Source organism: Novosphingobium sp. (assembly GCF_039595395.1).
GTDB lineage: Bacteria > Pseudomonadota > Alphaproteobacteria > Sphingomonadales > Sphingomonadaceae > Novosphingobium.
Genome location: NZ_JBCNLP010000001.1, coordinates 526927 through 550912 on the forward strand (window position 1 = coordinate 526927; position 23986 = coordinate 550912).

Annotated in this window: 23 protein-coding genes and 1 pseudogene; 16 read left to right on the forward strand and 8 right to left on the reverse strand. The window is 66.7% G+C overall.

What is annotated here, in order from left to right; translation table 11 throughout:
- Window positions 1–47: 47 nt before the first annotated feature.
- Together ABDW49_RS02510 and ABDW49_RS02515 are read right to left on the reverse strand one after the other, a co-directional pair.
- Window positions 48–1571: a hypothetical protein gene (locus ABDW49_RS02510; RefSeq protein ID WP_343609491.1), complete on the reverse strand. Its 1524-nt coding sequence runs from the start codon at window positions 1569–1571 to the stop codon at window positions 48–50.
- A gap of 23 nt (window positions 1572–1594) precedes the next feature.
- On the reverse strand, window positions 1595–2842 hold the full coding sequence (locus ABDW49_RS02515; protein ID WP_343609493.1) for a TIGR04063 family PEP-CTERM/XrtA system glycosyltransferase: 1248 nt from the start codon (window positions 2840–2842) through the stop codon (window positions 1595–1597).
- 135 nt (window positions 2843–2977) lie between these two features.
- Between ABDW49_RS02515 and ABDW49_RS02520 the strand changes: the two genes are divergently transcribed.
- The 4 genes from ABDW49_RS02520 (at window position 2978) to ABDW49_RS02535 (ending at window position 6935) form a co-directional block, all read left to right on the forward strand.
- Window positions 2978–3226, forward strand: coding sequence for a hypothetical protein (locus ABDW49_RS02520; protein ID WP_343609495.1), 249 nt, complete (start codon window positions 2978–2980; stop codon window positions 3224–3226).
- On the forward strand, window positions 3219–4586 hold the full coding sequence (locus ABDW49_RS02525; protein WP_343609496.1) for a putative O-glycosylation ligase, exosortase A system-associated: 1368 nt from the start codon (window positions 3219–3221) through the stop codon (window positions 4584–4586). Before ABDW49_RS02520 ends, ABDW49_RS02525 begins: the two co-directional genes overlap by 8 nt.
- Window positions 4587–4635: 49 nt before the next feature.
- Complete coding sequence (locus tag ABDW49_RS02530; protein WP_343609497.1) at window positions 4636–5787, forward strand: thiolase family protein; 1152 nt, start codon at window positions 4636–4638, stop codon at window positions 5785–5787.
- A 416-nt stretch (window positions 5788–6203) separates the two neighbouring features.
- Complete coding sequence (locus ABDW49_RS02535; RefSeq protein WP_343609498.1) at window positions 6204–6935, forward strand: hypothetical protein; 732 nt, start codon at window positions 6204–6206, stop codon at window positions 6933–6935.
- Between the two features lie 49 nt (window positions 6936–6984).
- On the opposite strand, the gene phaZ is transcribed toward ABDW49_RS02535, so the two are convergent.
- Complete coding sequence (phaZ, locus tag ABDW49_RS02540) at window positions 6985–8274, reverse strand: polyhydroxyalkanoate depolymerase (RefSeq protein ID WP_343609499.1); 1290 nt, start codon at window positions 8272–8274, stop codon at window positions 6985–6987.
- A gap of 344 nt (window positions 8275–8618) precedes the next feature.
- On the opposite strand from phaZ, the pseudogene ABDW49_RS02545 reads away from it, so the two are divergent.
- The 7 genes and pseudogenes from ABDW49_RS02545 to ribA all read left to right on the forward strand — a co-directional run bounded on the left by ABDW49_RS02545 (window position 8619) and on the right by ribA (window position 14991).
- Window positions 8619–10357, forward strand: a pseudogene (locus ABDW49_RS02545) (ABC transporter transmembrane domain-containing protein).
- A 64-nt stretch (window positions 10358–10421) separates the two neighbouring features.
- Window positions 10422–11234 carry an undecaprenyl-diphosphate phosphatase gene (locus ABDW49_RS02550; protein WP_343609500.1) on the forward strand — a complete coding sequence of 271 codons (813 nt, stop codon included), beginning with the start codon at window positions 10422–10424 and terminating at the stop codon, window positions 11232–11234.
- Window positions 11235–11362: 128 nt separating this feature from the next.
- A complete protein-coding gene (locus ABDW49_RS02555) occupies window positions 11363–11644 on the forward strand; it encodes a hypothetical protein (RefSeq protein ID WP_343609501.1) in 282 nt (93 codons plus the stop codon).
- A gap of 197 nt (window positions 11645–11841) precedes the next feature.
- Window positions 11842–12009, forward strand: a complete 168-nt coding sequence (rpmG, locus tag ABDW49_RS02560) for a 50S ribosomal protein L33 (protein ID WP_068089980.1) — start codon at window positions 11842–11844, stop codon at window positions 12007–12009.
- A gap of 172 nt (window positions 12010–12181) precedes the next feature.
- The gene (locus ABDW49_RS02565; RefSeq protein WP_343609502.1) at window positions 12182–12778 is read left to right on the forward strand and encodes an outer-membrane lipoprotein carrier protein LolA; all 597 of its coding nucleotides are present in this window, start codon (window positions 12182–12184) and stop codon (window positions 12776–12778) included.
- A 372-nt stretch (window positions 12779–13150) separates the two neighbouring features.
- The gene (locus tag ABDW49_RS02570; RefSeq protein WP_343609503.1) at window positions 13151–13939 is read left to right on the forward strand and encodes an exodeoxyribonuclease III; all 789 of its coding nucleotides are present in this window, start codon (window positions 13151–13153) and stop codon (window positions 13937–13939) included.
- Entirely contained in the window at window positions 13897–14991 is a 1095-nt protein-coding gene (ribA, locus tag ABDW49_RS02575; protein ID WP_343609504.1) for a GTP cyclohydrolase II, read from the forward strand. Before ABDW49_RS02570 ends, ribA begins: the two co-directional genes overlap by 43 nt.
- Before the next feature lie 253 nt (window positions 14992–15244).
- Here the strand turns inward: ribA and ABDW49_RS02580 are convergent, their stop codons facing one another.
- The 4 genes from ABDW49_RS02580 to ABDW49_RS02595 all read right to left on the reverse strand — a co-directional run bounded on the left by ABDW49_RS02580 (window position 15245) and on the right by ABDW49_RS02595 (window position 18005).
- A complete protein-coding gene (locus ABDW49_RS02580) occupies window positions 15245–16216 on the reverse strand; it encodes a right-handed parallel beta-helix repeat-containing protein (protein WP_343609505.1) in 972 nt (323 codons plus the stop codon).
- 82 nt (window positions 16217–16298) lie between these two features.
- Window positions 16299–16751 carry a DNA starvation/stationary phase protection protein gene (locus tag ABDW49_RS02585; RefSeq protein WP_343609506.1) on the reverse strand — a complete coding sequence of 151 codons (453 nt, stop codon included), beginning with the start codon at window positions 16749–16751 and terminating at the stop codon, window positions 16299–16301.
- 262 nt (window positions 16752–17013) lie between these two features.
- A complete protein-coding gene (locus ABDW49_RS02590; RefSeq protein WP_343609507.1) occupies window positions 17014–17574 on the reverse strand; it encodes a hypothetical protein in 561 nt (186 codons plus the stop codon).
- On the reverse strand, window positions 17571–18005 hold the full coding sequence (locus tag ABDW49_RS02595) for a group III truncated hemoglobin (RefSeq protein ID WP_343609508.1): 435 nt from the start codon (window positions 18003–18005) through the stop codon (window positions 17571–17573). The genes ABDW49_RS02590 and ABDW49_RS02595 overlap by 4 nt, the downstream gene beginning before the upstream one ends.
- Before the next feature lie 316 nt (window positions 18006–18321).
- Here ABDW49_RS02595 and ABDW49_RS02600 point away from each other — a divergent pair, with 316 nt between their 5' ends.
- Window positions 18322–18792, forward strand: a complete 471-nt coding sequence (locus ABDW49_RS02600; protein ID WP_343614097.1) for a low molecular weight protein-tyrosine-phosphatase — start codon at window positions 18322–18324, stop codon at window positions 18790–18792.
- Here the strand turns inward: ABDW49_RS02600 and ABDW49_RS02605 are convergent, their stop codons facing one another.
- A complete protein-coding gene (locus ABDW49_RS02605) occupies window positions 18793–19641 on the reverse strand; it encodes a LysR substrate-binding domain-containing protein (RefSeq protein ID WP_343609509.1) in 849 nt (282 codons plus the stop codon). It abuts the gene before it with no gap.
- Window positions 19642–19822: 181 nt separating this feature from the next.
- Between ABDW49_RS02605 and ABDW49_RS02610 the strand changes: the two genes are divergently transcribed.
- From ABDW49_RS02610 to ABDW49_RS02625, 4 genes are all read left to right on the forward strand, one after another.
- Window positions 19823–20410: a nitroreductase family protein gene (locus ABDW49_RS02610; protein ID WP_343609510.1), complete on the forward strand. Its 588-nt coding sequence runs from the start codon at window positions 19823–19825 to the stop codon at window positions 20408–20410.
- Between the two features lie 386 nt (window positions 20411–20796).
- A complete protein-coding gene (locus ABDW49_RS02615; RefSeq protein WP_343609511.1) occupies window positions 20797–21555 on the forward strand; it encodes a siderophore-interacting protein in 759 nt (252 codons plus the stop codon).
- Window positions 21539–22975 (forward strand): MFS transporter, encoded by a 1437-nt coding sequence (locus ABDW49_RS02620; RefSeq protein WP_343609512.1) that lies wholly within the window; start codon window positions 21539–21541, stop codon window positions 22973–22975. The genes ABDW49_RS02615 and ABDW49_RS02620 overlap by 17 nt, the downstream gene beginning before the upstream one ends.
- A 236-nt stretch (window positions 22976–23211) precedes the next feature.
- Window positions 23212–23964, forward strand: coding sequence for a tetratricopeptide repeat protein (locus ABDW49_RS02625; protein WP_343609514.1), 753 nt, complete (start codon window positions 23212–23214; stop codon window positions 23962–23964).
- The last annotated feature ends 22 nt before the right edge of the window (window positions 23965–23986 follow it).

Consider the following 23986-nt stretch of genomic DNA (forward strand, 5'->3'; position numbering starts at 1 on the left):
CTGTAAGGCTTGTGCAGAAAGTGGCGTAATCGGTGCTGTGCGCGTAATTATTTAACTTCGCGCAGCGCGGCCAGCGCCGAGCGCAGGCTGGCCTGCGTGCCTGCCATATCATCGGCCTGAGCCGCCAGCGCCCGCCCTTGAGCGGCCGCATTGCGCAGCGGCAGCGGAACCGGCGATTCGTCGTGAGCCTCGGCCTGACCCTCATGCTTGCGCATGGCCAGGGCCAGGCGCTCGATCAACTCGACATGGCTCAGATCGTCGAGCGCGGCCTGGCCGATGCGTTCCTCGGCATGGGCGCGCGGATGCACCGGCGTGGCGCCGATCATTGTGGCAGGTTCATCCTCGACGGCTGCTTCCAGCTCGGCGGGCTCGGGCGCGCGGGCGGGCAGGTCGTCCGGGGTCGCCAGATGCAGCGGCGGGCGGATCGGCGTGACCGAGGCGAGATGCGTGTGCAGCCGTTCGGCATCATGGCGCTTGTTGGCCTGTTCGCGCGCGGTCTGCTGGTCGCGGGCGGCTTGTTGGTCGCGCGCGGCTTGGGCCTGCTGCTCCAGATCGCTGTCGCTGACCAGCGGGGGCAGGCTCTGCCACGCTTCCTGCGCGGCATCATCCTCGGCCTCATGCGGCGCATGCACGGTGGGCACGGCCATCAGCGGGAAGGGGGTGATGACGGGAATGTCGGACAGGGCCTCATGCTCCTGCGCCTCGCTCAGCCCATGGGCTTCGTCCCAGGCCGGAGCAGGATAGGGCGAGAAGGGAGCCTCGCTGATCGGACCGGCGGGCGGCGGCGGCGGATAGGCGATGGCGCCGGGTGCATAGGGCGCGGGCTCGGCCAGCGCCGGAACGGCGGGCAGCGCCAGCGGCGACACGAAATCGGGCACGGCGGCGGTGTGACCGGTGGCCATCGCCGGAGCGAAGGCGGGCATCTCGATGGCTGGCGCCGCGATGGCGGGTGCTTCTGCGAAAGCCGGCGCCGCCGAGGGCATATCCTCGAGGAAAGGCTCGTCGGTGAAGGGCGTGGCGGGCGGCAGTTCGACGGCAAAGGCCTGCGGCTGAATGGGCTCGGCCAGCGCCGGAACCTCGGCATAGGCCGAGCGGAAGGTCTCGATCGGATAAGGCTCGCGCTGCGGCTCTTCGTAGGAGCGCGGCGCATCGGCGCGGCCCAGCCCCTCGTCGCCCAGCTCGGCATGAGCGCTGATCGGCGGGCGGGCGGGATGGTCGGGATGGCGGTCGCGCGAACGCAACTGGAAGCCGCCGTCGCCGTCATGGCGTGCCGGGCGCAGGATGCGCGCGGCCAGCCAGCCGATGCCGCTGCCCAGAACGGCAAAGCCCAGCGCCACCAGCAGCCTTGCGGTCATCCCCAAGGGCGGGGCGGCGGCGGGCACGATCAGGTCGAGGCGGGCGGCCATCACCCAGCTTTCCAGCAGCGAGCCGCGAATCGCCAGCGACGACAGGCCGAAAAGTGCGGCGAACCACGCGACGACAAAGGGGGTGAAGGCCGGGTGTCCGGTCAGGGGCTGGGGTTTTCTGCCACCAAGAAAAGCCTGATCTGCCAAAGCCTGTGTCCCGTCCATCGCGCTATGCCATCATTGAGCCATCATGCCGTCTGCAGCCCCTGAGGGCCACTTGCATGGGTGCTATTGTTGCCCGGATCTATCAAGAGTTGGTAAACACCGAGATAACGAGAAACATTGTGGTGCCAATCGTGGCGCTGCGCAACATGATTGCGCCCGGCGACACGACGATGGTCCCAGTTGGAGCGGTCCGAAAGCAGCCCGGCCAGTGCCTCGCCGCAGGCTTTCGGGTCGTCGGGCGGGAAAAGCGTACCGGTTTCGCCATCCGCGATTAGCTCGCGATGGCCGCCCACATCGCTGGCCGCGACCAGCTTGCCCTGCGCCATGGCCTCCAGCGGTTTCAGGGGCGTGACCAGATCGGTGAGTCGGCTTTTTTTGCGCGGATAGGCCATGATGTCGCAGAGCGCGTAATAACGCTCCACCTCCTGATGTGGCACGCGGCCGACAAAGCGAATCGCCGGCGCCGCCGGGCTGGCCTCGGCCTGAGCGCGCAGGGCTTCCGCGCGGGGGCCGCCGCCCACCATCAGCAGGCGGGCGTCGGGGTGATGCCCGATCAGCACCGGCATGGCATCGATCAGATCGTCGAGCCCCTCATAATCGTAGAAACTGCCGATAAAGCCGATGACTGGCCCGCTGCCCAGCCCCAGATCGCGGGCGAAATTCTCGTCGCGCGCGGGCGGATCGCCGAACAGCGTCAGATCGACGCCATTGGGCATGATCGTGATGCGTTCCGGCGCATTGCCGCGTGCAACCAGATCCTGCTTCAGCCCCTCGCAGATCGTCACAACGGCATCGGCGCGGCCGACGACATAATCCTCCAGCTTGCGGGTGAGGTTGTAGCGCAGATTGCCCTCGCGCCCGGTGCCATTGCCCACGGCGGCGTCTTCCCAGAAGGCGCGAATCTCGTAAACCAGTGGAATACCCAGCCTTTTGGCGGCGCGCAGCCCGGCCAGCCCGCAGAGCGCCGGGGAATGGGCATGCAGCACATCGGGCCGCCATGCCCGCGCCAGTTCGACGATGGCATCGGCCAGCAGGCCGACTTCACGCCATTCGCGCAGGCCTGCCGGGCCCTTGGCCTCGCCGCGTGTGCGGTGGAAGGTCAGCCCCTCGGCCTCTTCGGTATCGGGCCCGTCCAGTGTATGACGCAGGCCGGTGATGCCGCGCACCTCCAGCCCCAGCGCCTTTTGCGCGGTCAGGATCGCGCGCGTGCGAAAGGTGTAGCCGCTGTGCATCGGCAGCGAGTGGTCGAGGATGTGGAGCACGCGGGTCATGGTTGCGATCTCTAAAATGCGAAGGCTTAACGCTCCGTCAACCGCTCATCTGCTAGGCATCCGGAGCAAAGTGGCGCCATGGCGCTGGGAGTGTCGCCCGATGGCACGGGCAAGTGCGCAGCAGGATCTCAGCCTTTGATCGATGATCTGGCCATCGGCATCACGCATCTGCTGCTGGTGATCGCCATCATCCGCCTGCTCTCGCGCGCCGATCTGGACCGCGAACCGCAGCGCAAGGCGGAGGCCGAATCGCCTTCCGCCACGCCATCGTTGCCGGGTACCCCGTCGTCGCTGCCGGGTGCCCCGCCTCGGGCAGAGGGCGAGCGCAACCGGGTCGGGGTGATGCGCCTGCCGGGGCTGGGCCGGGGGAACCGGCATGTTTAACCTGCTGCTGGCGCTTTTCGCGCTGTACCTCATCGCCATGGGGCTGCGGCGGCCCTTCATCTGGGTACTGTTCTATCTGTGGGTCGATATTCTGGCGCCGCAGAAGATGCCCTTCGCGCAGCTTGCCGCCATTCCCATCTCGCTGGTGGCCTTTGTGCTGGCCCTGGTGGGCTGGGCGATGTTCGATGACAAGCAGAACGTCCGCTTCTCCTTCCGTCAGGTCCTGATGCTGATGCTGCTGATCTATTGCGGCATCAGCACCCAGACCGCCGATTTCCCCGATGCGGCGGCGGGCAAGTGGGACTGGGTGTGGAAGGCGCTGGTCTTCGCCATCTTCCTGCCGCTGACGCTGACCACCCGCCTGAGGCTGGAGGCCGCCGCGCTGGTGATGGTGCTTTCCGCCGGAGCAATCATCATCGATGGCGGGCTGAAAACGCTGGGCGGCGGCGGCGGCTATGGCGAGCTGAAGCTGTTCATCAACGACAACACCGGGCTGTATGAAGGCTCGATCCTCTCCTGCGTGGCGGTCTCGCTGATCCCACTGGCGCTGTGGCTGGCGAAGGAAAGCACGGTCTTTCCGCCCGAATGGCGCACGCGGCTTTTCGCGCTGGGGCTCTCCTTCGCGGCCCTGCTGATCCCCGTCGGCACCGAGGCGCGTACCGGGCTGATGTGCGCGGGCCTGCTGGCGATCCTGATGCTGCGCTCGGCCAAGAACCGCATGCTCTACATCGGGCTGATGGCGGTGGCGGCGGTGATCGCCATTCCCTTCCTGCCGCACAGCTTCACCGCGCGCATGAACACCATCGAGAACAACAAGGCCGACGAATCGGCGGCCACCCGTCTGGCCGTCTGGGCCTGGACTCTGGGCTATGCCGCCGATCATCCCTTCGGCGGCGGTTTCGAGGTCTATCGCGCCAACAAGCTGGTGATCAACACGCAGGACACCTCGGCGGGCGGCGGCGGGGTGACCACCGTGCAATCGACCCAGACCAAGGATCAGGGCCGCGCCTTCCACTCCTCCTATTTCGAGATGCTGGGCGAACAGGGCTGGCCCGGCCTGATCCTGTGGCTGACCCTGCAGATCAGCGGCATCCTGCAGCTTGAGGGCGTGCAGCGGCGGCTGAGGAAATCCACCGATCCGGGCGACCGCAAGGATTACGGCATGGCCGTCGCCCTGCAGCAGGGGCATATCACCTATCTGCTGGGCGCGGCCTTTGTGGGCATCGCCTTCCAGCCCTTCGTCTATATGCTGATCGGCCTGCAGATCGCGCTGGTGAGGCAGGTGAATGACCGGCGCCATCCTGCGCCTGCCGGGGCGCCGGGCATGCGGATGCAGGCGGCTTCGCTGCGCGCGGGCTAGGTTCCAGCCTCTTGCCAAGCGCGGCAGGCAGGCCCACAGCGCGGCCACCATGTCTGCCCTTAACGAAGATGCCGTCATCGTCGCGGTCGCGCGCACGCCGATTGGCCGTGCATTTCGCGGCGGTCTGGCCGCGATCCACCCCGTCACGCTGGGCGCCCATGCCATCGCCGCCGCCGTCGAGCGCGCGGGCGTCCCCGGCGAGGCAATCGAGGATGTGATCTGGGGCGCGGCCATGCTTCAGGGCGGGCAGTGCCCCAACCTTGGGCGCCTTGCCGCCCTGCGCGCGGGTCTGCCTCACAGCGTGCCGGGCATGAGCATCGACCGCCAATGCGCCTCGGGCCTCGCCGCCATCGCCATCGCCGCGCGCACCATCCGCGCCGGAGACGCGCAGGTGCTGGTGGCGGGCGGACAGGACTCGATCAGCCAGATCCAGACCGGCGCCTTCCGCTACGACCCCGATCCCGCCCTGCTGGCCACGCACCCCGGCGCGGGCATGATGATGATCGACACCGCCCAGACCGTCGCCGCCCGCCACGATGTCACCCGCGCGGCAATGGACGCCTATGCGCTCGCCTCGCACCGCAAGGCCGCCGCCGCTCGGGAGGCCGGCGCCTTCGATGCCGAGATCGTGCCCGTCCGCCTGCCCGATGGTCGCCTGATCGAGCGCGACGAGGGCGTCCGCCCCGGCACGTCGCTCGGCGCTCTGGCCCGGCTCAGCCCGGCGGCCGGCACCGATGCGCTGACGGCGGGCAATTCCAGCCCGCTTTCCGATGGCGCCGCCGCCGTGGTGATGATGAGCGCCACCGCCGCCCGCGCGCACGGATTGGTGCCGCTGGGGCGTTTCAAGGGCATGGTGTCAGTGGGCACAGCGCCCGAAGACATGGTGCTGGGCCCCATCGCTGCCGTTCCCCGCCTGCTGGAGCGCCACGGGTTGACCATGGACGACATCGGTCTGTGGGAGCTGAACGAGGCCTTCGCCGTGCAGGCGATCCTCTGCCGCGATGCGCTCGGCATCCCCGAAGAGCGGCTCAATGTGAATGGCGGGGCGCTGGCTCTGGGGCACCCCTATGGCATGACCGGGGCGCGGCTGGTGATGCATGCGCTGATCGAGGGGCGGCGGCGCGGGGTGCGTCACGCCGTGGTGACGATGTGTGTCGGCGGGGGGCAGGGGGTGGCTGCGCTTTTGGAGGTAGAGGAATAAGAAGATGCGAGGGGGTTACCCCCTCGCGCTCCCATGACGTCTTCCGACGATAGGACAGGGGAGCCGAAATGCTGCGCCCCACCTCTCCACCTGCGCCAACTAAGGCGCCGCAAGCATTCAATTCCTCAATTCCTGCCTGCGGCGCGGCAAACCGGGCGCAAGGCCGAACCCGATGCGCCACGCAGACATTAAAGGGAGCGCGAGGGTGTAACACCCTCGCATTGATTCCTTCCCCCTTGAATCCCGCCCGCTCAACCTTGTTCGGTAAATCAACCGTACATCTTACGCTTTCCACTGGGGGAAGCAGGCTCTATGCCCCATGCGCCCCGATTCCCGCGCCGCCCTTGCTCCACATCAGGCGGCCATGAAAGGTTCGACCGATTAGCCTGCCCGTCTCTTTTGCCGGACAACGCCGCTTGCGTGATCGCACCGTGTCGGCGCTGCTATCGCTGGCGATTTTGCTGCTGTTTGCGCTGGTTCTGCTGGAGCTGGGCGTGGTGGGGCCGGGTTCGGGGCCGGGCCAGGGGCATCTGGTTTCGCTGAGCCTGTCGCAGGATCAGGAGCAGAAGAAGACTCCGCAGGCGCCGCAGAAGACCGAGGTCGCGCATAACACGCCTGTGGCGCAGCGCCCGCCAGCGCCCTTGCAGAAGCCCGAGGAGAATGTCCCGCCGCCTCCACCTGCGCCGGTGACGCCCGGCTTCATCCATATGAGCCACGAGGAGATGGCCTCCTCCGACATCGGCAAGATGCCCAAGGTGGCCAGCAATGGCGGCGGGGGCAATGGCGGTGGTGGCGGTTCGGGCGGGGGTCAGGGCGCGGGCAATGGTCCGGGCGGGGTGCATCTCTATCCGGCGCGCTGGTATCGCGAGCCGACCGATGCCGAGATGGGCCCCTATCTGAAGGGCGAGCGGCCCTTTGGCGCCTATGCGGTGATCGCCTGCCGCACCATCGACCATTACCATGTCGAGGACTGTCAGGAGCTGGAGGAAAGCCCGCGCGGCTCTGGTCTGGCGCGAGGTCTGCGTCAGGCGGCGTGGCAGTTCCTGGTATGGCCGCCGCGCGTGAACGGCAAGCCGCAGGTGGGTGAGTGGGTGAGCATCCGCTTCGACTTCACCCGGCGCGGGGGCGGCGGTTCGGACGGGCAGTAAGGGAACGGGCGAAGCGCGGTTTTCCTCGCGCCCCGCCCGGTGATCCCTTTTACTTGACCGCCTTGATCCGGCTGCGCGGAGCGGTGGCCGAAGCCGGCGCTGATGCGCTGGCGGGTTCGCCGCCATGGGTCTTCATCCAGCCTTCCACCACCGGGGCGATGATGGTGCGCCATTTCGAGCCGTTGAAGATGCCGTAATGGCCGACCTTCTCCACCAGCAGATAGCGCTTCTGGCTCTCGGCAAGGCCCGGCGTCAGCTTGAGCGAGGCACGCGTCTGGCCGATGCCCGAGATATCGTCGCGCTCGCCTTCCACGGCCAGCAGGGCGGTGTCGGTGATCGCGCCCAGATCGATGCGCTCGCCGCGATGGACGAACTCGCCCTTGGGCAGCGAATGCTTCTGGAACACATGCTCGATGGTCTGGAGGTAGAATTCCGCCGTCATGTCGCAGACGCTGCGGTATTCCTCATAGAAGGCCTTGGAGCTGTTGGCGCCTTCGCCGTCGCCATCGACCAGGTGGCGGAACATCTGCCAGTGGCTCATCAGATGGGTCTGCAGGTTCATCGAGATGAAGCCCGCGAGCTGCAGGAAGCCGGGGTAAACCTTGCGGCCCGCGCCGGGGTAATGCAGCGGCACGGTGGCGATCACCGCGTTCTGGAACCAGGCGAGGGGACGGTCGGTGGCGACGTCATTGACGCTGGTGGGCGCCTCGCGCGTGTCGATCGGGCCGCCCATCAGGGTCAGCGTGCGGGGGCGGGCGGGATGCTTGTTGGCGCCCATCACCGCCGTGGCGGCCAGCGCGGGCACGCTGGGCTGGCAGACCGCCAGCATATGCGCGCCGGGGCCGATATGTTCGAGATAACCGATCAGATAGTCGATGTAATCGTCGAGGTCGAAGCTGCCGGCCTCACCGGGCACCATCTTCGCATCGGCCCAGTCGGTGATGTAGACCACCGAGCGTTCCATCATGCGCGCCACCGTGCCGCGCAGCAGCGTGGCATAGTGCCCGCTCATCGGCGCGACGATCAGCAGGCGCGGGGCGTCCTCCGGCAGGCCGTCATGGGTGAAGCGCAGCAGATTGCCGAAGGGGCGGTGCTGCACGATGGCTTCGACGACCGGATGCTCCTTGCCGTCGACGGTGATCGTCTCGATGTCGAAGGTGGGCTTGCCGCGCGGCATGGCGGCATGGGCGAAGACGTCCAGCGCGCTGGCGATCACCGGGCCCATGCCCAGAAGCGAGGGGCCGATGGAGGGATTCGTGACAGTTTCGGCCATCACCGAGGCCCAGGCACTGGCGCCCGACAGCAAGCTGCGCTGCATTTCATAAATATTATAAAGCATTGGCACTTTCCTGCATGCCGGCCAGGGCGATCCGGCGGGCGGTCTTGCTGCCGCTTGACATGAGATGTGGGACCGATTGCGCCATGTTGCAATGCACAAAGGTGTCGCGCCGAACGATTTTACGCGATCGCGCGTAAAATTAACGGCGCATTCCTTGGCCCTGTTTGATCGCGCGCCATTCCATCGGCCCCGGAAATGTTTTAGGGGCTCGGGCCATGACCATCGACGCGCCCGCTCCAGCCGCCGACACCGCGCTTAGCGCCAGTGATGCCGTTTCCGGGGTCGAACCCGACGTTCCGGCCTCGCAGAGCGCGCGTGACGCCCGCAAACTGGGCGCTTTACGCATGATCTGGCGGGCGGCCGCGGCCTATCCGGGGCGGGTGAGCATGGCGCTTTTCGCGCTCGTCACCTCTTCGGCGGCAACGCTTGGCGTGCCGATGATGTTCCGCCTGATCATCGACCGGGCCTTCGCGCCGGGCAAGCAGCCCGAGGACATCGCCATCTGGTTCGAGGGGCTGATGGGCGTGGTGCTGGTGCTGGCGCTGGCCACGGCGCTGCGTTTCTACAATGTGAGCTGGCTGGCCGAGCGGGTGGTCGCCGATATCCGCATCGCCGTGCAGCGGAACCTGCTGCGCCTGCCTCCCAGCTTCTTCGAGGAAAACTCCCCGCGCGAGATTTCCAGCCGCCTCACCTCCGACACCACGCTGATCGAGCAGGCGGTGGGCTCCACCGCATCGATGGCGCTGCGCAATCTGATCACCGGCACGGGGGGCATTCTGTTCCTGTTCCTGCTGGCGCCCCGGCTGACGCTGTGGCTGGTGCTGGGCATCGTCTGCGTGGTGGCGCCCATCACCCTGTTCGGACGGCGGCTGCGCGGCGCCTCGCGCTCCAGTCAGGACCGGGTGGCCGAGATCGGCGGGCTGGTTTCCGAAGTGCTGGGGGCGACGCGCATCGTTCAGGCCTTCAATCAGGAAAAGCTCGAATCCGACCGTTTCTCCGCCACGGTGGAGCGCACCTTCGAGACCGCCAAGCGCCGCATTGCGATCCGCGCCACCATGACCAGCGTGGTGATCTTCCTGGTGATGGGCGCGCTCAACCTGCTGATGTGGCGCGGCGCCGTGGGCGTGGCCCGCCATGAGATCACCGGCGGCACCATCGCCGCCTTCGTGCTGACCGGCGGCGTGGTGGCGGGGGCCTTTGGTGCCCTGTCCGAGGTTTACGGCGATCTGGTGCGCGCGGCGGGTGCCGCCAGCCGTCTCTCCGAACTGTTGCAGGAAAAGCCCGCGATTGCGGCGCCGGCGCGGCCCATCGTGCTGCCCGAACCGGCGCGGGGCGCGATCAGCTTCGAGGGCGTGACTTTCCGTTACCCCACGCGGCCCGAATACACCGCGCTCAACGATTTCACCCTGAAGGTGGAGCCGGGCGAGACGGTGGCCATCGTCGGCCCCTCGGGCGCGGGCAAGTCCACCATCTTCCAACTCGCCGAGCGCTTCTATGACCCGGCGACCGGTGCGATCAAGCTGGATGGCGTGCCGCTGACCGCGCCGACCCTGCCGACATCCGCCGCCGCATCGCTTTGGTGCCTCAGGAGGGCACACTCTTCGCCGCCAGCGCGCGTGACAATCTGCGCTATGGCAATTGGCACGCCAGCGATGCCCAGATCTGGGATGCCGCCGCCGCCGCCAATGCCGAGAGCTTCCTGCGCGATCTGCCCGAAGGCCTCGACACCTTCCTGGGCGAGGGCGGCGCGCGCCTGTCGGGCGGCCAGCGCCAGCGCATCGCCATCGCCCGCGCCCTGCTGCGCGAGGCGCCGATCCTGCTGCTCGACGAGGCCACCAGCGCGCTGGATGCCGAGAGCGAGCGGCTGGTGCAGGATGCGCTCGATCGGCTGATGGCCAGCCGAACCACGCTGGTGATCGCGCATCGCCTCTCCACCGTGCGCGCGGCCGACCGCATCGTGGTGATGGAGGGCGGCCGCATCGTCGAGGTGGGCCGCCATGACGAGCTGGCGCGGGCGGGCGGACTCTATGCTCGCCTTGCAGCTTTGCAATTTGACGAGAACGCGCTTTCCGTTGAACTGTAACGGTGATTCGGGGCGCAGGCCCATTTGCTCCCTGTCTTCCTCTCCCCCATAGGAAAGCTGCTCCATGTCGTTGACGACCACCGCCATCCTGCTCGGCATTGTCGAGGGATTGACCGAATTCCTGCCGGTCTCCTCGACCGGGCACCTGGTGCTGGCCACCAAATTCTTCGGCTACGACGAACGCCCCTGGGAGGTGTTCAACATCGTCATCCAGTTGCCCGCGATTCTGGCGGTTGTGGTGGTTTATTGGCGCACGATCTGGGCGGTGGTGCAGGGCCTGCTGCGCGGTGAGGCGGGGGCCATCCGCTTTGTCCGCAACATTCTGGTCGCCTTTATCCCCTCGGCGATTCTGGGCGTGCTGCTGAAAAAGAAGATCGATGCGCTGCTGGAAACGCCGATCGTCATCGCCTGGGCGCTGCTGGTCGGTGGCCTCGCGATCATCGTGATCGAGAAGCTGGTCAGGCAGGGCAAGCCGATGGGGCTGGCCGATCTGCCCTGGACCAAGTCGCTGGCGGTGGGCTTCATGCAGTGTCTTGCGATGGTGCCGGGCGTCAGCCGTTCGGGCGCGACGATCATGGGCGCGCTGTCGATGGGCGTCGAGCGCCGCACGGCGGCCGAGTTCAGCTTCTTCCTGGCGATTCCCACCATGTTCGGTGCCACCGCCAAGCAGCTCTTCGACCACCGTCATGAGCTTTCCAGCGGCGTGGCTGAAGTGGGCTTCACCCAGATCGCCATCGGCTCGGTGGTGTCCTTCGTGGTGGCGCTGGCGGTGCTGAAGCCCTTTGTGGGCTATGTCAGCCGCTCGGGCTTCCTGCCTTTTGCGATCTATCGCATCATTCTGGGCGCGGTTGCCATCTTCTGGCTCAGTCACGCCTGATTCGCGCAGGCTTTCGTAAAGGCCCCGATTCGCGCCGGGATGCGATTCCGGCGCGTCAGAGGCCTCTTGGCGCGGAACTCCGATTGGCCTATCCTGTTGAATGACAGGGGGCTGTTGGAGGTGCTGCGATGACCCTTCTTGTCATGCTGCTGGCAGGCGCCGTGTTGGGCGCTCTGGCTGGTCTCGTATTCCGTACTGGTGGTGTGCTGCTTCACGCGGCGCTGGGCGCTTTGGGCGCCGTTCTGGCGGGCGCGCTGGACAGTGAGGGCCTGCTCACGGGCCTTAGCCTGCTTTCCCTTGGCGCGGCGGCGCTGGGCGCTCTGGCGCTGGTGATCGGCGCCCATGTCGTCGGCCGGATCGGCGATGGCCCGGTGCGCGGCTGGGGGCGTTCGCGCGGCCTCCCGGACTGAGGGGGCAGACTGAATGTCCGATTGCAGCGCTTTGGCTCTTCGCGCTTGACTCTGTCACGCGGCTAAGCCAAGGGGCACAGCCTTGAAGGGCGGTGGGCCTGTGCCTGCCGCTTTTGCTGATTTTTACAGACTGTACATTGGCATGGCGGCAAGGCCGTGGCGGTGGGGCAGTCAGGCAGGGAATTTAGGAAAGCGCCATGGCAAAGCCCGCAACCGTCAAGATCCGTCTGGTCTCGACCGCCGACACCGGCTTCTTCTATGTGACGAAGAAGAACCCCCGGAACACGACCGAGAAGTTCGTGTTCAAGAAGTATGACCCCGTCGTGCGCAAGCATGTCGAGTTCAAGGAAGCCAAGATCAAGTAATTCAGCGCGGGTTCAAGCCTGCGCTGACACAGCGCAGGACATGACCCGGATGAATGAAAGACAGGTTTCGAACCTGAGCGCCCCGACCAACCCGTTTGGAGGGGCATTCGCGAAGAGGCTGCTGCCCATGGGGTTGGCGGCCTTTTTGCGTGGTGTCGTGGCTCCTGTAGCCATGGTGACTGCGGCTGGCGTTCCCGCCATGGCGGCAGACGCCCCGCAGCCCGGCAATGCCCAGGTGGCGGAGGCCGTGGCGGCGCTGCGCGCGATCGCCGCGCTCAAGGCCGATTTCGTGCAGAGCGATTCGAACGGCGGCAGCGTGCGCGGCACGCTCTACCTCAAGCGCCCCGGCAAGATCCGCTTCCAGTATCAGCCCGGCTATCCGATGACGATCCTGTCCGACGGGCACGCCCTGTTCATGATCGACAAGGAGGTCAACCAGACCCAGCGCTGGCCGATCAACAACAGCCCGCTGGGCGCGCTGCTCGATCCCAACAAGGATGTCGCCCGATTCGCGCGGCAGGTGCCGACCAATGATCCCGGCGCCATCGCCATCGAGGCCAAGGACAAGGCTCACCCCGAATTTGGCACCATGACGCTGGTGTTTCGCCGCAAGGGCAGTGCGCCGGGCGGGATGGAGCTCGAATCATGGACCACGCGTGACGCGCAGAATCGCCAGACGCGAATCGCGCTCTCGGGCCAGCAGTACAATGTGAATCCGCCCGAAGATTACTTCCGCTACACTGATACAAGGGCGCGGCCTCACAAATAAAGTTAATCCCTTGATTTCATACAAAACCCCGCTCCGGCCATCGCCAGGGCGGGGTTTTTTCATGTCAAACCGGTCGCGGTTTGCCGCAGCTTTATGACAATCTGCGACAATCCTGCCAGCTTCGTTCACTTGGCAGACAGGCAAACTACCCTAGAACAACTCTTGTCAGGACGGAATGACAAGGCGGGTTTCCCCCCTGTTGCCCGCTGCCCCAAGACAGACCGCCTGATATGCGTGACGAACGCAGACACGAACCCTCGTCCCCATGCCCCCGGGACGAGGGTTTTTCGTTGCCCGCTACTTTTGTTTTTTCATGAGCGTGATGCGCCAGTCGCTCTGGTCAGGCGGGCGCCATGCCCTTACATGGCGCGCATGATCACCGTTGCCACCTGGAACATCAATTCGGTGCGGCTCCGCATGCCGCTGGTCGAACGCTTTCTGAAGGATGAAGCACCCGATGTGCTGTGCCTTCAGGAAATCAAGACGATAGCCGAGCTCTTCCCCTATGACGCCTTCACCGCGGCGGGCTATCCCTATCACGCGGTGCATGGGCAGAAGGGCTATCACGGCGTCGCCACCGTCAGCCGCATCCCCTTCGAGGAGGTGGACCGCCACGACTGGCAGGCGAACGGCGAGGCGCGCCACGTCGGCGTGCGCCTGAAGGATTCCGGTCTGGTGATCGAGAACGTCTATATCCCGGCCGGCGGCGACGAGCCCGACCGCACGATCAACCCCAAATTCGGCCAGAAGCTGGACTTCCTCGAACGCATGATCGGCTGGGCGGGCGCCGTGGCCGAGCCCACGCTGATCGTCGGCGATTTCAACATCGCCCCGCTCGAATCGGATGTGTGGAGCCACAAGGCGCTGCTGAAAGTCGTCAGCCACACCCCCATCGAGGTTGAGACGCTGGCCCGCTTCCAGGCGGCGCATGACTGGGTCGATCTGGGCCGCCAGCTGGTGCCTGCCCCGGCGCGCTATTACTCTTGGTGGTCCTACCGTGCCAAGGACTGGCGCGAGAACGATCGCGGCCGCCGCCTCGACCATATGTGGGCCTCGCCCTCGGTCGCGGCCAAGGCGACCGGCCACCGCATCATCGAGGACGCGCGCGACTGGGAGAAATGCTCGGATCACGTGCCGCTCATCACCGAGTTCGATCTGTGAGCAGCCCGGCGCGGCGCGTGGCGCTGGCCGTCGATGCGCTGCGCCACGGCTGGGCGATTCGCATCGGCGCGTGGGTGCTGATCCCCGCCGAGACCGGCTTCGGCCCCGACCTGCGCGCCGAGCGCATGCTGATCAGTGCGGCACGGGCGGTTTCGCTGCGCCTCGCCAACCAGCGCGACGCCGCCGAGCCCGAGGCCCCCGTGGTGATCCGCGCCGCCGAGCCTTTCGATCTGGCCACCGCCCGCGCCATTGCCGACCCGTCGTTGGATCTCGACTTTCCGCTCAAGGGCCCCTTCCGCGCCGAGCCGATCCCCGATGTGGCCGTCGCCCGCGCCGCCAATGAACTGGCACGCATCGCGGGCATCCTCCCCGCCTTCCTGATCGACCCCACGGGCGCGGGCGAGGCCCAGAGCGTCGAGGCCGAGGATCTGGCCGACTGGAAGAACACCGATCATCTCGCCATCGCCAGCCGGGCGCGCCTGCCCGTCTCGGCCTGCGACCAGGCCGAGATCGTCGCCTTCCGCAGCATCAACGATCTGCGCGAGCATGTCGCGCTGGTGATCGGCAAGCAGAGCGGCGACCGCGCGCCGCTGGTGCGTCTCCATTCCGAATGCCTGACCGGCGATGTCCTCGGCAGTCTGAAATGCGATTGCGGGCCGCAGCTTGACGCCGCGTTGGCGGCCATGGCGGATGAGGCCGGCAAGGGCGGTTGGGGCGTGCTGCTCTATATGCGGCAGGAGGGGCGCGGTATCGGCCTGATCAACAAGCTGCGCGCCTATCGCCTGCAGGATCAGGGCTTCGATACTGTGGATGCGAACAACCGCCTGGGCCTGCCCAACGAGGCGCGGGACTTCCCGGTGGCGGCGCGCATGCTGGCGCTGCTGGGGGTGAAGGGCATCCGCCTGATGACGAACAATCCCGCCAAGGTGGAAGCGCTGACGGGAGTGGGCGTGCCGGTGATCGAGCGCGTGCCTCACGAACTGCCCGCGAATCCGCATAATGAGCGGTATCTCGCGACCAAGCGGGATCGGTCGGGGCATTTGTTGAAGTAGGGTCAAGGTAGAGAAGATGCGAGGGGGTTACCCCCTCGCGCTCCCATGACGTCTTCCGACGCAAGGGCAGTGGCGCCGAATTGTTGCGCCCTGCCTTTCCACCTGTGCGACCTAAAGCGCCGCAGGCAGTCGAATCATGGATTGAAGGCCTGCGGCGCGGCAAGCTGTGCTCAACGCCGAACCTGTGGCGCCACGCAGACATTAAAGGGAGCGCGAGGGCGATGGCCCTCGCATCTTCCCTTCTTAAACCCCTTCACCTCTGGACGTATTTCACAATCCCCGGCCCCAACTGATTCCCTCCAACGATCACCTGATCCCGCGACCAGTTCGCCACGAAGGCGGGCCCGGCGGGCGAACCGGGCGACAGCTTCGCCGTATTGGCTTCAATGGTCAGCCCGGCGGACGATTGCGCGCGATGCTCGGCGGCGACAGCGATCAGCACGCCGCCGTTTTCCTTATGCGAGCCCTGCACGAACCAGTTGCCAGCGATACGCCCGGTCGCGCCCTCGGGCAGGTCGATCATATAGTTGGTCGCGCGCCCGGCGGTGTCGTCGAAGCTGTTGCCGGTGATCGTCACACGGGCGGCGCGCACTTTGAGATAATGCCCGCCGTCGCCCGCCTCGAAGCGAGAGTGGGTGACGATGACCTGATTGTATCCGCCGATGTAGATCGAGTGTGCGCAGGAGGCATAGCCGCCGCAGCGGCCAAGGTGCGTGAAGGTCGAGCGGTCGATGGAGATCGTGCCACCGGGCTGGTCGGAGGTGAGGATGCCCTCGTCGCTGTTGCGGAACCAGTTCTGCTCGGCGGTGAGGTTGCCGTGTTCGAGGCGGATGCCCGAGGCATTGCCGTCGCCGCTGTGGAAGTTCTCGAAGATGAAGCCGGTCACGCGGGAGGAGCGCCCGCGCAGCACCAGCGCGGCCTTGCCCTCGCAGACTCGGGGCCCGGCCCAGCGGGTCTTGCCGGGGATGGCGGCCTCGAAGGTGACGTCGCCCTCGACCTGCACGCCGCAATCGTCCCAGCGGCCCGGATCGATGCGGATGGTGCCCTTGCCCTTGCCGATGGCGAAGATGGCGCTTTGCAGCCGGTCGAAGCGTTCGCCGGTTTCGACCAGCAGATAGGGCTTGGCGCCCTGGATGTAGTTCTGCTGGGCGGTGGCGGGGCTGGTGGCCAGCATGGCCAGCGCGGCCAAGGCGAGGGGGGCGGCGGCGGGAAGCAGCTTGGTCATGGCGCCGGGGTTTAGGCGGCAGGGGTTAAGATCGCGCAAAATCCGGCGGGTACGCAACGGCACCCGCCGGACATCTTGCGGATCAGGCCAGCGTTTCGGCCAGGAACCAGTGGCGCTGCTGGGCCTGGTCGGTCCAGTCGTCGGCGGCGCCTTCGGTGGCGTTGTCGCCCGCGGCGGTGGCGGCGGCCTTCACGGCGCGGATCACCTCGACCAGCTTGGCGTTGTCGTCACGAAGCTGGGCGACCATCTCCTCGGGGGCGAGATCGGCGCGGGGCTCGTCCTTCAGGCTGGCCTTGTCGGCGATGGCGCCAATGCCGGTCAGCGTGGGGGCGCCGTTCTTGCGCACGCGCTCGCCGATGATGTCGGTCAGGGCGAAGATTTCGGCGGCCTGCGCGTCGAACAGCAGGTGCAGGTCGCGGAAGTGGGGGCCACGCACATGCCAATGGAAATTCTTCGTCTTCACATAGAGCGTGAAGAGGTCGGCCAGCAGGCCGTTCAGGCTGTCGACCAGGGCGGCGGTGGCATTGTTCGTCATGGTGCTCTCCTGCGGGGGGAATGGCATGTGCTTGAAGCTGTGTAGTTTATTGCGCGGGCTTGGTTAAGGTTGCAAGCGTGGCGAGACTGATCGGTATTTCCGATCAGAGAGTCGGTTTGGACCATGCGCTTTGCGCATGGTCAGCGCGGCACCAGCCCTCTCCCCCGCCCGGCCACCCAACGGCAGTATTCTATGGGTGGCCGGGCGGGGGAGAGGGCTGGTGCCGCAAAATCCGGCTCTTCCGCCGGATTTTCAAACAGACTCAAAGCTCGCCCAATGTCGTCCATGCCAGCACGATCCCCGCCAGCAGCAGGATCGCTCCGGCAAGGCGCCGCGCCAGTTTCAGCGTGGTGCTGGCCGCCAGCAAGGGACCGGCGCCGAACCAGCCGATGGCAATCGCTGCCCCGCCACCCAGCATGCCCCCCAGCGCGGCGGACAGCGGCACATGGAGCAGCGCGATGGCCAGCACGATAAAGCGCGAGGCATCGACGATCTGGCTGATCGCCAGCACCAGCAGCGCGGCAAAGAGCGAGCGCGTGGGCTCCTTGGCCCGGCGCCCCGGCGAGACCAGCAGCGATTCAACGCCCGCCGCCGCCAGCGCGAAGCTGGCCAACAAAAGCCGGCTGCGGTGGTTCATCACGCCTGCCAGATCGTCCGCCGCCCAGGCCGCCAGAGCGCAGGTCAGCCCTCCGGTGAAGCAGGCGATGGCCAGCAGCGAGAGGCGCGGCCCGAGGCGGTCGGTCAGGGCGGCGACCAGCACCTGATCGCGCGCGCCGCAGCCCGCCAGAAAGCAGGCGATAAAGGCGTAGAGCAGCCCGTTCATGTCGGGCTCTCTGCCCGCCTGTCCGCAACCGCGCTGGAGAGCACGCCGGCGATGCGTTCGGCTTTTTCGATCAGCAGGGCGGCGTCGTCCTCGGTCATCACCTCCCGCGCGGTCTGGCGCCAGAGGGTGAGCCAGCGCTCGAACATGCCGGGGGCGATTCGCTGCGCCAGCGCGATATGGGCGGCGACAGGCTGCCCGCGATAGGTGCCGCGCCCGCGCAACTGCGCTGCCCAGAAAGCGGTGAGGGCGCGCAGATGGGCCTCCCAGTCGTGCACCGCCTGCTCGAACACCGGGCCGATCAGCGCATCCTCGCGCGCCCGGCCATAGAACAGGCGGATCAGCCGGGCGATGTCGGGATGGCGCTCCATCACCGGGCTGGGGCCGGGCTGGGCCGATTCGGGTGAGGGCTGGAGCGGGGCAGGCTGGGTCATCAATTCAACCCTAGCCTCTTGTGCGATGAGCTGAAAGTCATGTGTCAAATCCGCGTCTGTGTGGCGGATTTCGTGGGTTTACGGCGGCTTACTCCATCCGTCGAATAGGGCGGTCTTTTGGTCGCGGGGTGATTGTCTACTTGCGAAATTGAGATACTAAGGACCCTGCTCGGCCGATGCAGGCGGCAGGGCGAATCGGCAAAGGGCGGGACTTCGTGGCTGGCGCATGGACGCGGAGCCCCGCCTGGCTCGGAGCCGGCCTTTCTCTCGGATCCGGGGCATGACAGGCGGCATGGGCTCGCCTATGCCCGAGGGTATGCAGCAACCATCGATCCTGTTCGTCTGTCTTGGCAACATCTGTCGCTCTCCGCTGGCCGAGGCTGCCTTTCGGCAGGCGGCGCAAGAGGCGGGGCTCAATGTCATGGTGGATTCAGCGGGAACCGGCGGCTGGCACAAGGGCCATGCGCCCGACCCGCGCGCCTGCGCTCAGGCGCTGGAGCAGGGGATCGACATCAGCGCCTATCGCGCGCGTCAGGTCAGCCGCGAGGATTTCACCCGCTTCAGCCATATCTTCGCGCTTGATCGTAACAATCTGGACGATCTGCAAAAATTGCGTCCCGCCGGAGCGACGGCGCATCTGGGCCTGCTGCTCGATCTGGTGCCGGGGCAGGAGGGGCAGTCGGTGGCCGACCCCTATTACGGCGGCCCCGAGGATTTCGCCCAGACCTGGGATGAGGTCAGCGAGGCCGCGCAGGCGCTGGTGGCACGCCTGCAAGCGGAGCGCTGATTACAACGCCACCATCGCCTGATGCGCCAGCCGCGCCAGTTGCCCGGTGGCGATATCCAGCCGCGGCGCGGTCTGCAGAATGCAGGACAGGCGGGGCAGGGCGGGCAGCACCCGCTTCTGCATCGGCCCGGCCTGCAACGGCGGCTCGGTCAGGAACAATTGCGTGCGGCAGGTGATGCCCAGCCCGGCCTCCACCGCTGTACGCAGGGCGGTGAGATGCGGCGTTTCCACCGCGATGCGATAGGGAATGCCCGCCTTCTCCAGCGCGCGCAGCGCCGCATCGCGAAAGCGGCAGGGCGCCTCCAGCACCGCCAGCGGCAGCACCGGCTGCTCCAGCAGATCGGCATTGCCGTACCAGGCCATGGCCGTATGCGCGATTGCGCGCTCGTCGGCGGCCTGGGCAAAGCCCAGCACGATGTCGATCTGGCCGCGCTCCAACTGCACCAGCAGATCCTGCGTGTCGGCCACGCGCGAATAGATCTGCGTGCCCGGATGATGGTCGGCAAATTGCGAGAGCAGCCCGGTCAGCAGCGTCTCGGCGAAATCCTGCGCCACGCCGATGCGCGTCGGGCTGGCGAAATGGCCCGCGCTGATCGTCGCCACCGCCTCGTCATGCAGCACCAGCACCTTGCGGGCGTAATCCAGCATCAGCTCGCCCGCCGGGGTCAGCGACAGGCGTCGCCCCTCGCGCAGGAACAGGTTCTGCCGCAGCAGTTCCTCCAGCCGCTTGATCTGCAGGCTGAGCGCCGATTGCGTCACAAAGACCTTGTGCGATGCGCTGAGCATCGAACCGGCATCGACGATGGCGACGAAACTGCGGAGCAGATTGGTGGGCAGATTGACCGGCATCTTATGGTAAACCCTGTTGTGAAGGCGGCTGATCTATGACGATCCCATATACTCCATCAAATCAGTAGAGATAGTGGGTCTGAAAGCAATTCTTTTTTGGCGGCCCCGTCGCGCTTGCCTCGGCGATGGGCTAGCTTCCCTGCGCAGACACCACCGTAATCCTTCACGAGAAAGGCTATCGATGACCGCTCCCCGTATTGCCGACCATCCCATCGACGAATATTTCCTGGCCCGCTGGTCACCCCGCGCCTTCGACGGCTCGACCCTGACCGAGGCCGACCTGAAGCCCCTGTTCGAGGCCGCGCGCTGGGCCCCTTCGGCCTACAACTATCAGCCCTGGCGCTTTGGCTGGGCGGTGAAGGGCGACGCGCATTGGGACGATTACGTCTCGGCCCTGCTGCCCTTCAACGCCACCTGGGCCTCCAACGCCGCCGCGCTGGTGTTCATCCTCTCCGACACGCTGATCGCTGCGCCCGGCTCCACCGAGTACAAGCCCGCTGGCACGAACAGCTTCGATGCGGGCGCGGCATGGGGTTACCTTGCGCTGCAGGCGACTCGTCTTGGGCTCGCGACTCACGCCATGGCCGGCTTCGATGCCGCCCGCGCCGGAGAGATCACCGGGGCCGGGGAGCGCTATAAGGTCGAGGTCGCCGTGGCCATCGGTCGTCGCGGGGACCCCTCGACCCTGCCCGAGGCGCTGGCCGCGCGTGAGGCGCCCAGCCCCCGGCTGCCGGTGGCGGAGATCGCTTTCAATGGGGCACTTGGGTAAGTTTTAAAAAGAATAAGTGCGAGGGGGTTACCCCCTCGCGCTCCCATGACGTCTTCCGACGATAGGGTGGTGGCGCCGAAATGGTGCGCCCTGCCTCTCCACCTGTGTGACGCACGGCGCCGCAGGCAGTGAGAACATGGAACGGTGGAGCCTCGCTCTCGTTTCGAAAGCCTGCGGCGCGGCAAACTGGGCGCAAGGCTGAACCTGGCACGCAACGCAGCCATTAAAGGGAGCGCGAGGGCGATGGCCCTCGCATCTTACTTTTCTAAAAACTGCTACAAGATATATCTTGATTTTCACTCGCAACGCGCCCATCTCCGCCTGAGCCCATCGAGATCAACACATATGCGGGTGCCGATGCCCGCTCAGTCACTGGAGTTCGTTCCATGTCCACCCAGCCCCCTCGCCATCAGATCGAGCGCCTGCGCCATGAAGTGCGCCGCCGCACGATCACCGTCACAAGCATCACCGACCTGTCGCCAAGGATGCGCCGTTTTGTCTTCACCGCGCCGGACCTGTCCGATTTCAACAGCGCGGGTGTGGATGACCATATCAAGCTGTTCTTCGACGCGGAGAATGGCGAAAAGCTGATGCGCGACTTCACCCCCCGCGCCTTCGACAATTCCACGCAGAGCCTGACCATCGACTTCGCCCTGCACGACCATGGCCCGGCGGCCAATTGGGCGAAGACGGCGCAGGTCGGCACGCAGCTCGACATTGGCGGGCCGCGCGGTTCTCAGGTCGTGCCTGACGATTTCGACTGGTATCTGCTGATCGCCGACGAAACGGGTTTGCCCTCGATCGGGCGCCGTCTGGAAGGCTTGCGCGCGGGCGTGCCGGTCACCAGCATCGTGTTGGTCGACAGTCAGGCCGAGGCTCAGGCCATCGACACGCAGACCGCCTGGACCGCGCAATGGCTGACCCGCGACCCCGGTGAGGGCGATGATGAAACCCGCCTGCTGACCGCCTTGCGCGGCTTGGCATGGCCGCAGGGTGAGGGCTATGTGTGGATCGCGGCCGAAGCGGGCGTGGCCAAGGCCCTGCGCGCGCATGTGCTGGAGGAGCGTGGCCACCCCGCCGCATGGATGCGGGCGGCCGGTTACTGGTTGAAGGGTGAGCCGGGCGCGCATGAAAACTTCGGTTGAGGCAACAGGTGGCGGGGGCCTCCATCAGGCCATGACGCCCACGCGGCTGCGCTGGGTGATGCTGCTGGTCACCGGCGCGATGTTCATGGAGATCCTCGACGGGTCGATCATCGTCACCGCGCTCCCTTCGATTGCACGCAGCTTTGGCGAGGCGCCCATGGCGCTGGAGCTGGGGGTCAGCGCCTATATGCTGGCGGTCGGCGTCTTCATCCCGGCCAGTGGCTGGGTGGCGGACCGCTTCGGGGCGCGGGCGATTCTGGCGGCGGCGATCGTGCTGTTTACCCTGGCCTCGCTGCTGTGCGGCAGCGCTCAGGGGGTTCACAGCTTTGTCGCCCTGCGCATCCTTCAGGGTGTGGCCGGAGCGATGATGGTGCCGGTCGGGCGGCTGGTGGTGATGCATCACACCCCGCGCGACAAGCTGATGGAGGCGATGGCCTCGCTGGTCTGGCCCGCGCTGATCGCGCCGGTGCTGGGGCCGCCGCTGGGCGGGCTGATCACGACCCATTTGGGCTGGCAGTGGATTTTCTGGCTCAATCTGCCGATCGGGGTGCTGGCGCTGGTCGCCTGCCTTGCGCTGGTGCCAGACGATAAGGGCGAGGAAGCTCGCCCTTTCGACTGGCCCGGCTTCGCGCTGTGCGGCGCGGCGACCTTCGCGCTGCTGCTGGGCTTCGACCGGATGACGGTGCAGCCCGATATCGCGGGCGCGGGGCTGATCGTGCTGGGGCTGGGGCTTGGCGTGGCGACGCTGGGCCATTTCCGCCGCGCGGCCTCGCCGATGCTGGGTCTGGAGCCGTGGTCGATCCAGACCTTCCGCGCCTCGCAGCGGGGCGGGGCGCTGATGCGCATGTCGATCGGCGCGGTGCCTTTCCTGCTGCCGCTGATGTTCCAGATCGGCTTTGGCTATGACGCCTTTCATTCCGGTCTGCTGGTGCTGGCGGTCTTCGCGGGCAATCTGGGTATCAAGACGGTGACGACGCCGATCCTGCGCCGCTTCGGCATGCGCAATGTGCTGATCGTCAATGGCGTGTTGAGCGCCTTGCTGATCGGCGCCTGCTCGCTGCTCCAGCCGCATACGGCGGTGCCTGTCGCGGTGGCGCTGCTGGCGGCGGGGGGCTGCGCGCGTTCGATGCAGTTCACCTCGATCAACAGCATGACCTTCGCCGATGTGCCGCGCCCGCAGATGAGCCATGCCAATGGCCTGTCCAACACGCTGAGCCAGCTCACCATGGCGGCCGGTATCACCCTGGGCGCGCTGGGTGTGCGGGTCGGCCATGGGCTGGCGCAGCATCTGGGCTGGCAGGCGCCGGGGGCGGAGTATCGCTTCGCCTTTCTGCTGGTGGCGCTGGTGACGTTGATGGGCGTGGTGGACATGCTGCGCCTGCCGCGCGGCGCGGCGGATGATTTCGTCAAGCGCAGCTAGGGCCCGGTTTTCTTCATCCCGGCCATTCCGCACCGCCCTCGAACTTCGGTTCGGGGGCGGTGTTGTGCATCCGCGACGTTACGAAATGCGACAAACAGCGCCGTTGACCATCTGCAACTCATTTGCAATAGCGCCGGTCCAGTGAGTGTCCATTGCGACAGGGAATCTTGTGCCGACCACCATCTTCTCCGTTTCGGCCAACCTGCTCGCCACGCTTGGCGTGAAGCCCTGATCGCGTGACTGTCACGCCCGCGGATAGCCAGCCCGAAGCCGGGGCGCTCCCCAACTGGAGTACCGAGGAATGGCGCGCGCTGCTCACCGGCCCGCCCGAAGGCGCGGCTCAGGCGCTGGAGCAGGCCGCGCGTGGCGGCATGGCGCTGGCGCAGCTTTATTATGGCCAGTTTCTGCTCGACGGGCGCGGCGTGGCGGCAGACCCGCGCGCCGCGCTGCACTGGTTCCATCAGGCGGCGCAGGCCGGGCTGTCCATGGCGATGAACATGGTCGGCCGTTGCTTCGACCAGGGCCTGGGCGTGGCCGAAGACCCGGCGCAGGCGGTGGCGTGGTTCCGCGCGGCAGCCGATCAGGGGCTGGACTGGGGGCTCTACAATCTGGCCACCATGCTCAGCCTTGGGCGCGGCGTGGCGGAGGACAAGGCGCAGGCTTTCGAGCTGTTCCGTCAGGCCTCGGCGCAGGGCCATGCCAAATCGACCAATATGGTGGGCATCTTTCATGAGGATGGCTGGGCGACGCCGCAGAACGACTTGCTGGCGGCTTATCACTTCGCCCGCGCGGCGGAGGGCGGCGATTTTCGCGGTGCTTTCAACCATGCCCGTATGCTGATCGAAGCCGGGCAAATGGAGGAAGCGCTGACATGGCTGGAGACCGCCCATGCCGGGGGGCATGCACGGTTCCGGGATCAGATGGCCGAGTGGCTGGCCGCGCGCGAGGAGGAACCCTTGCGCGCGCTAGCCCGGCAATGGGGCCAGTAATGGGGAACGCAACAGGGGCGGG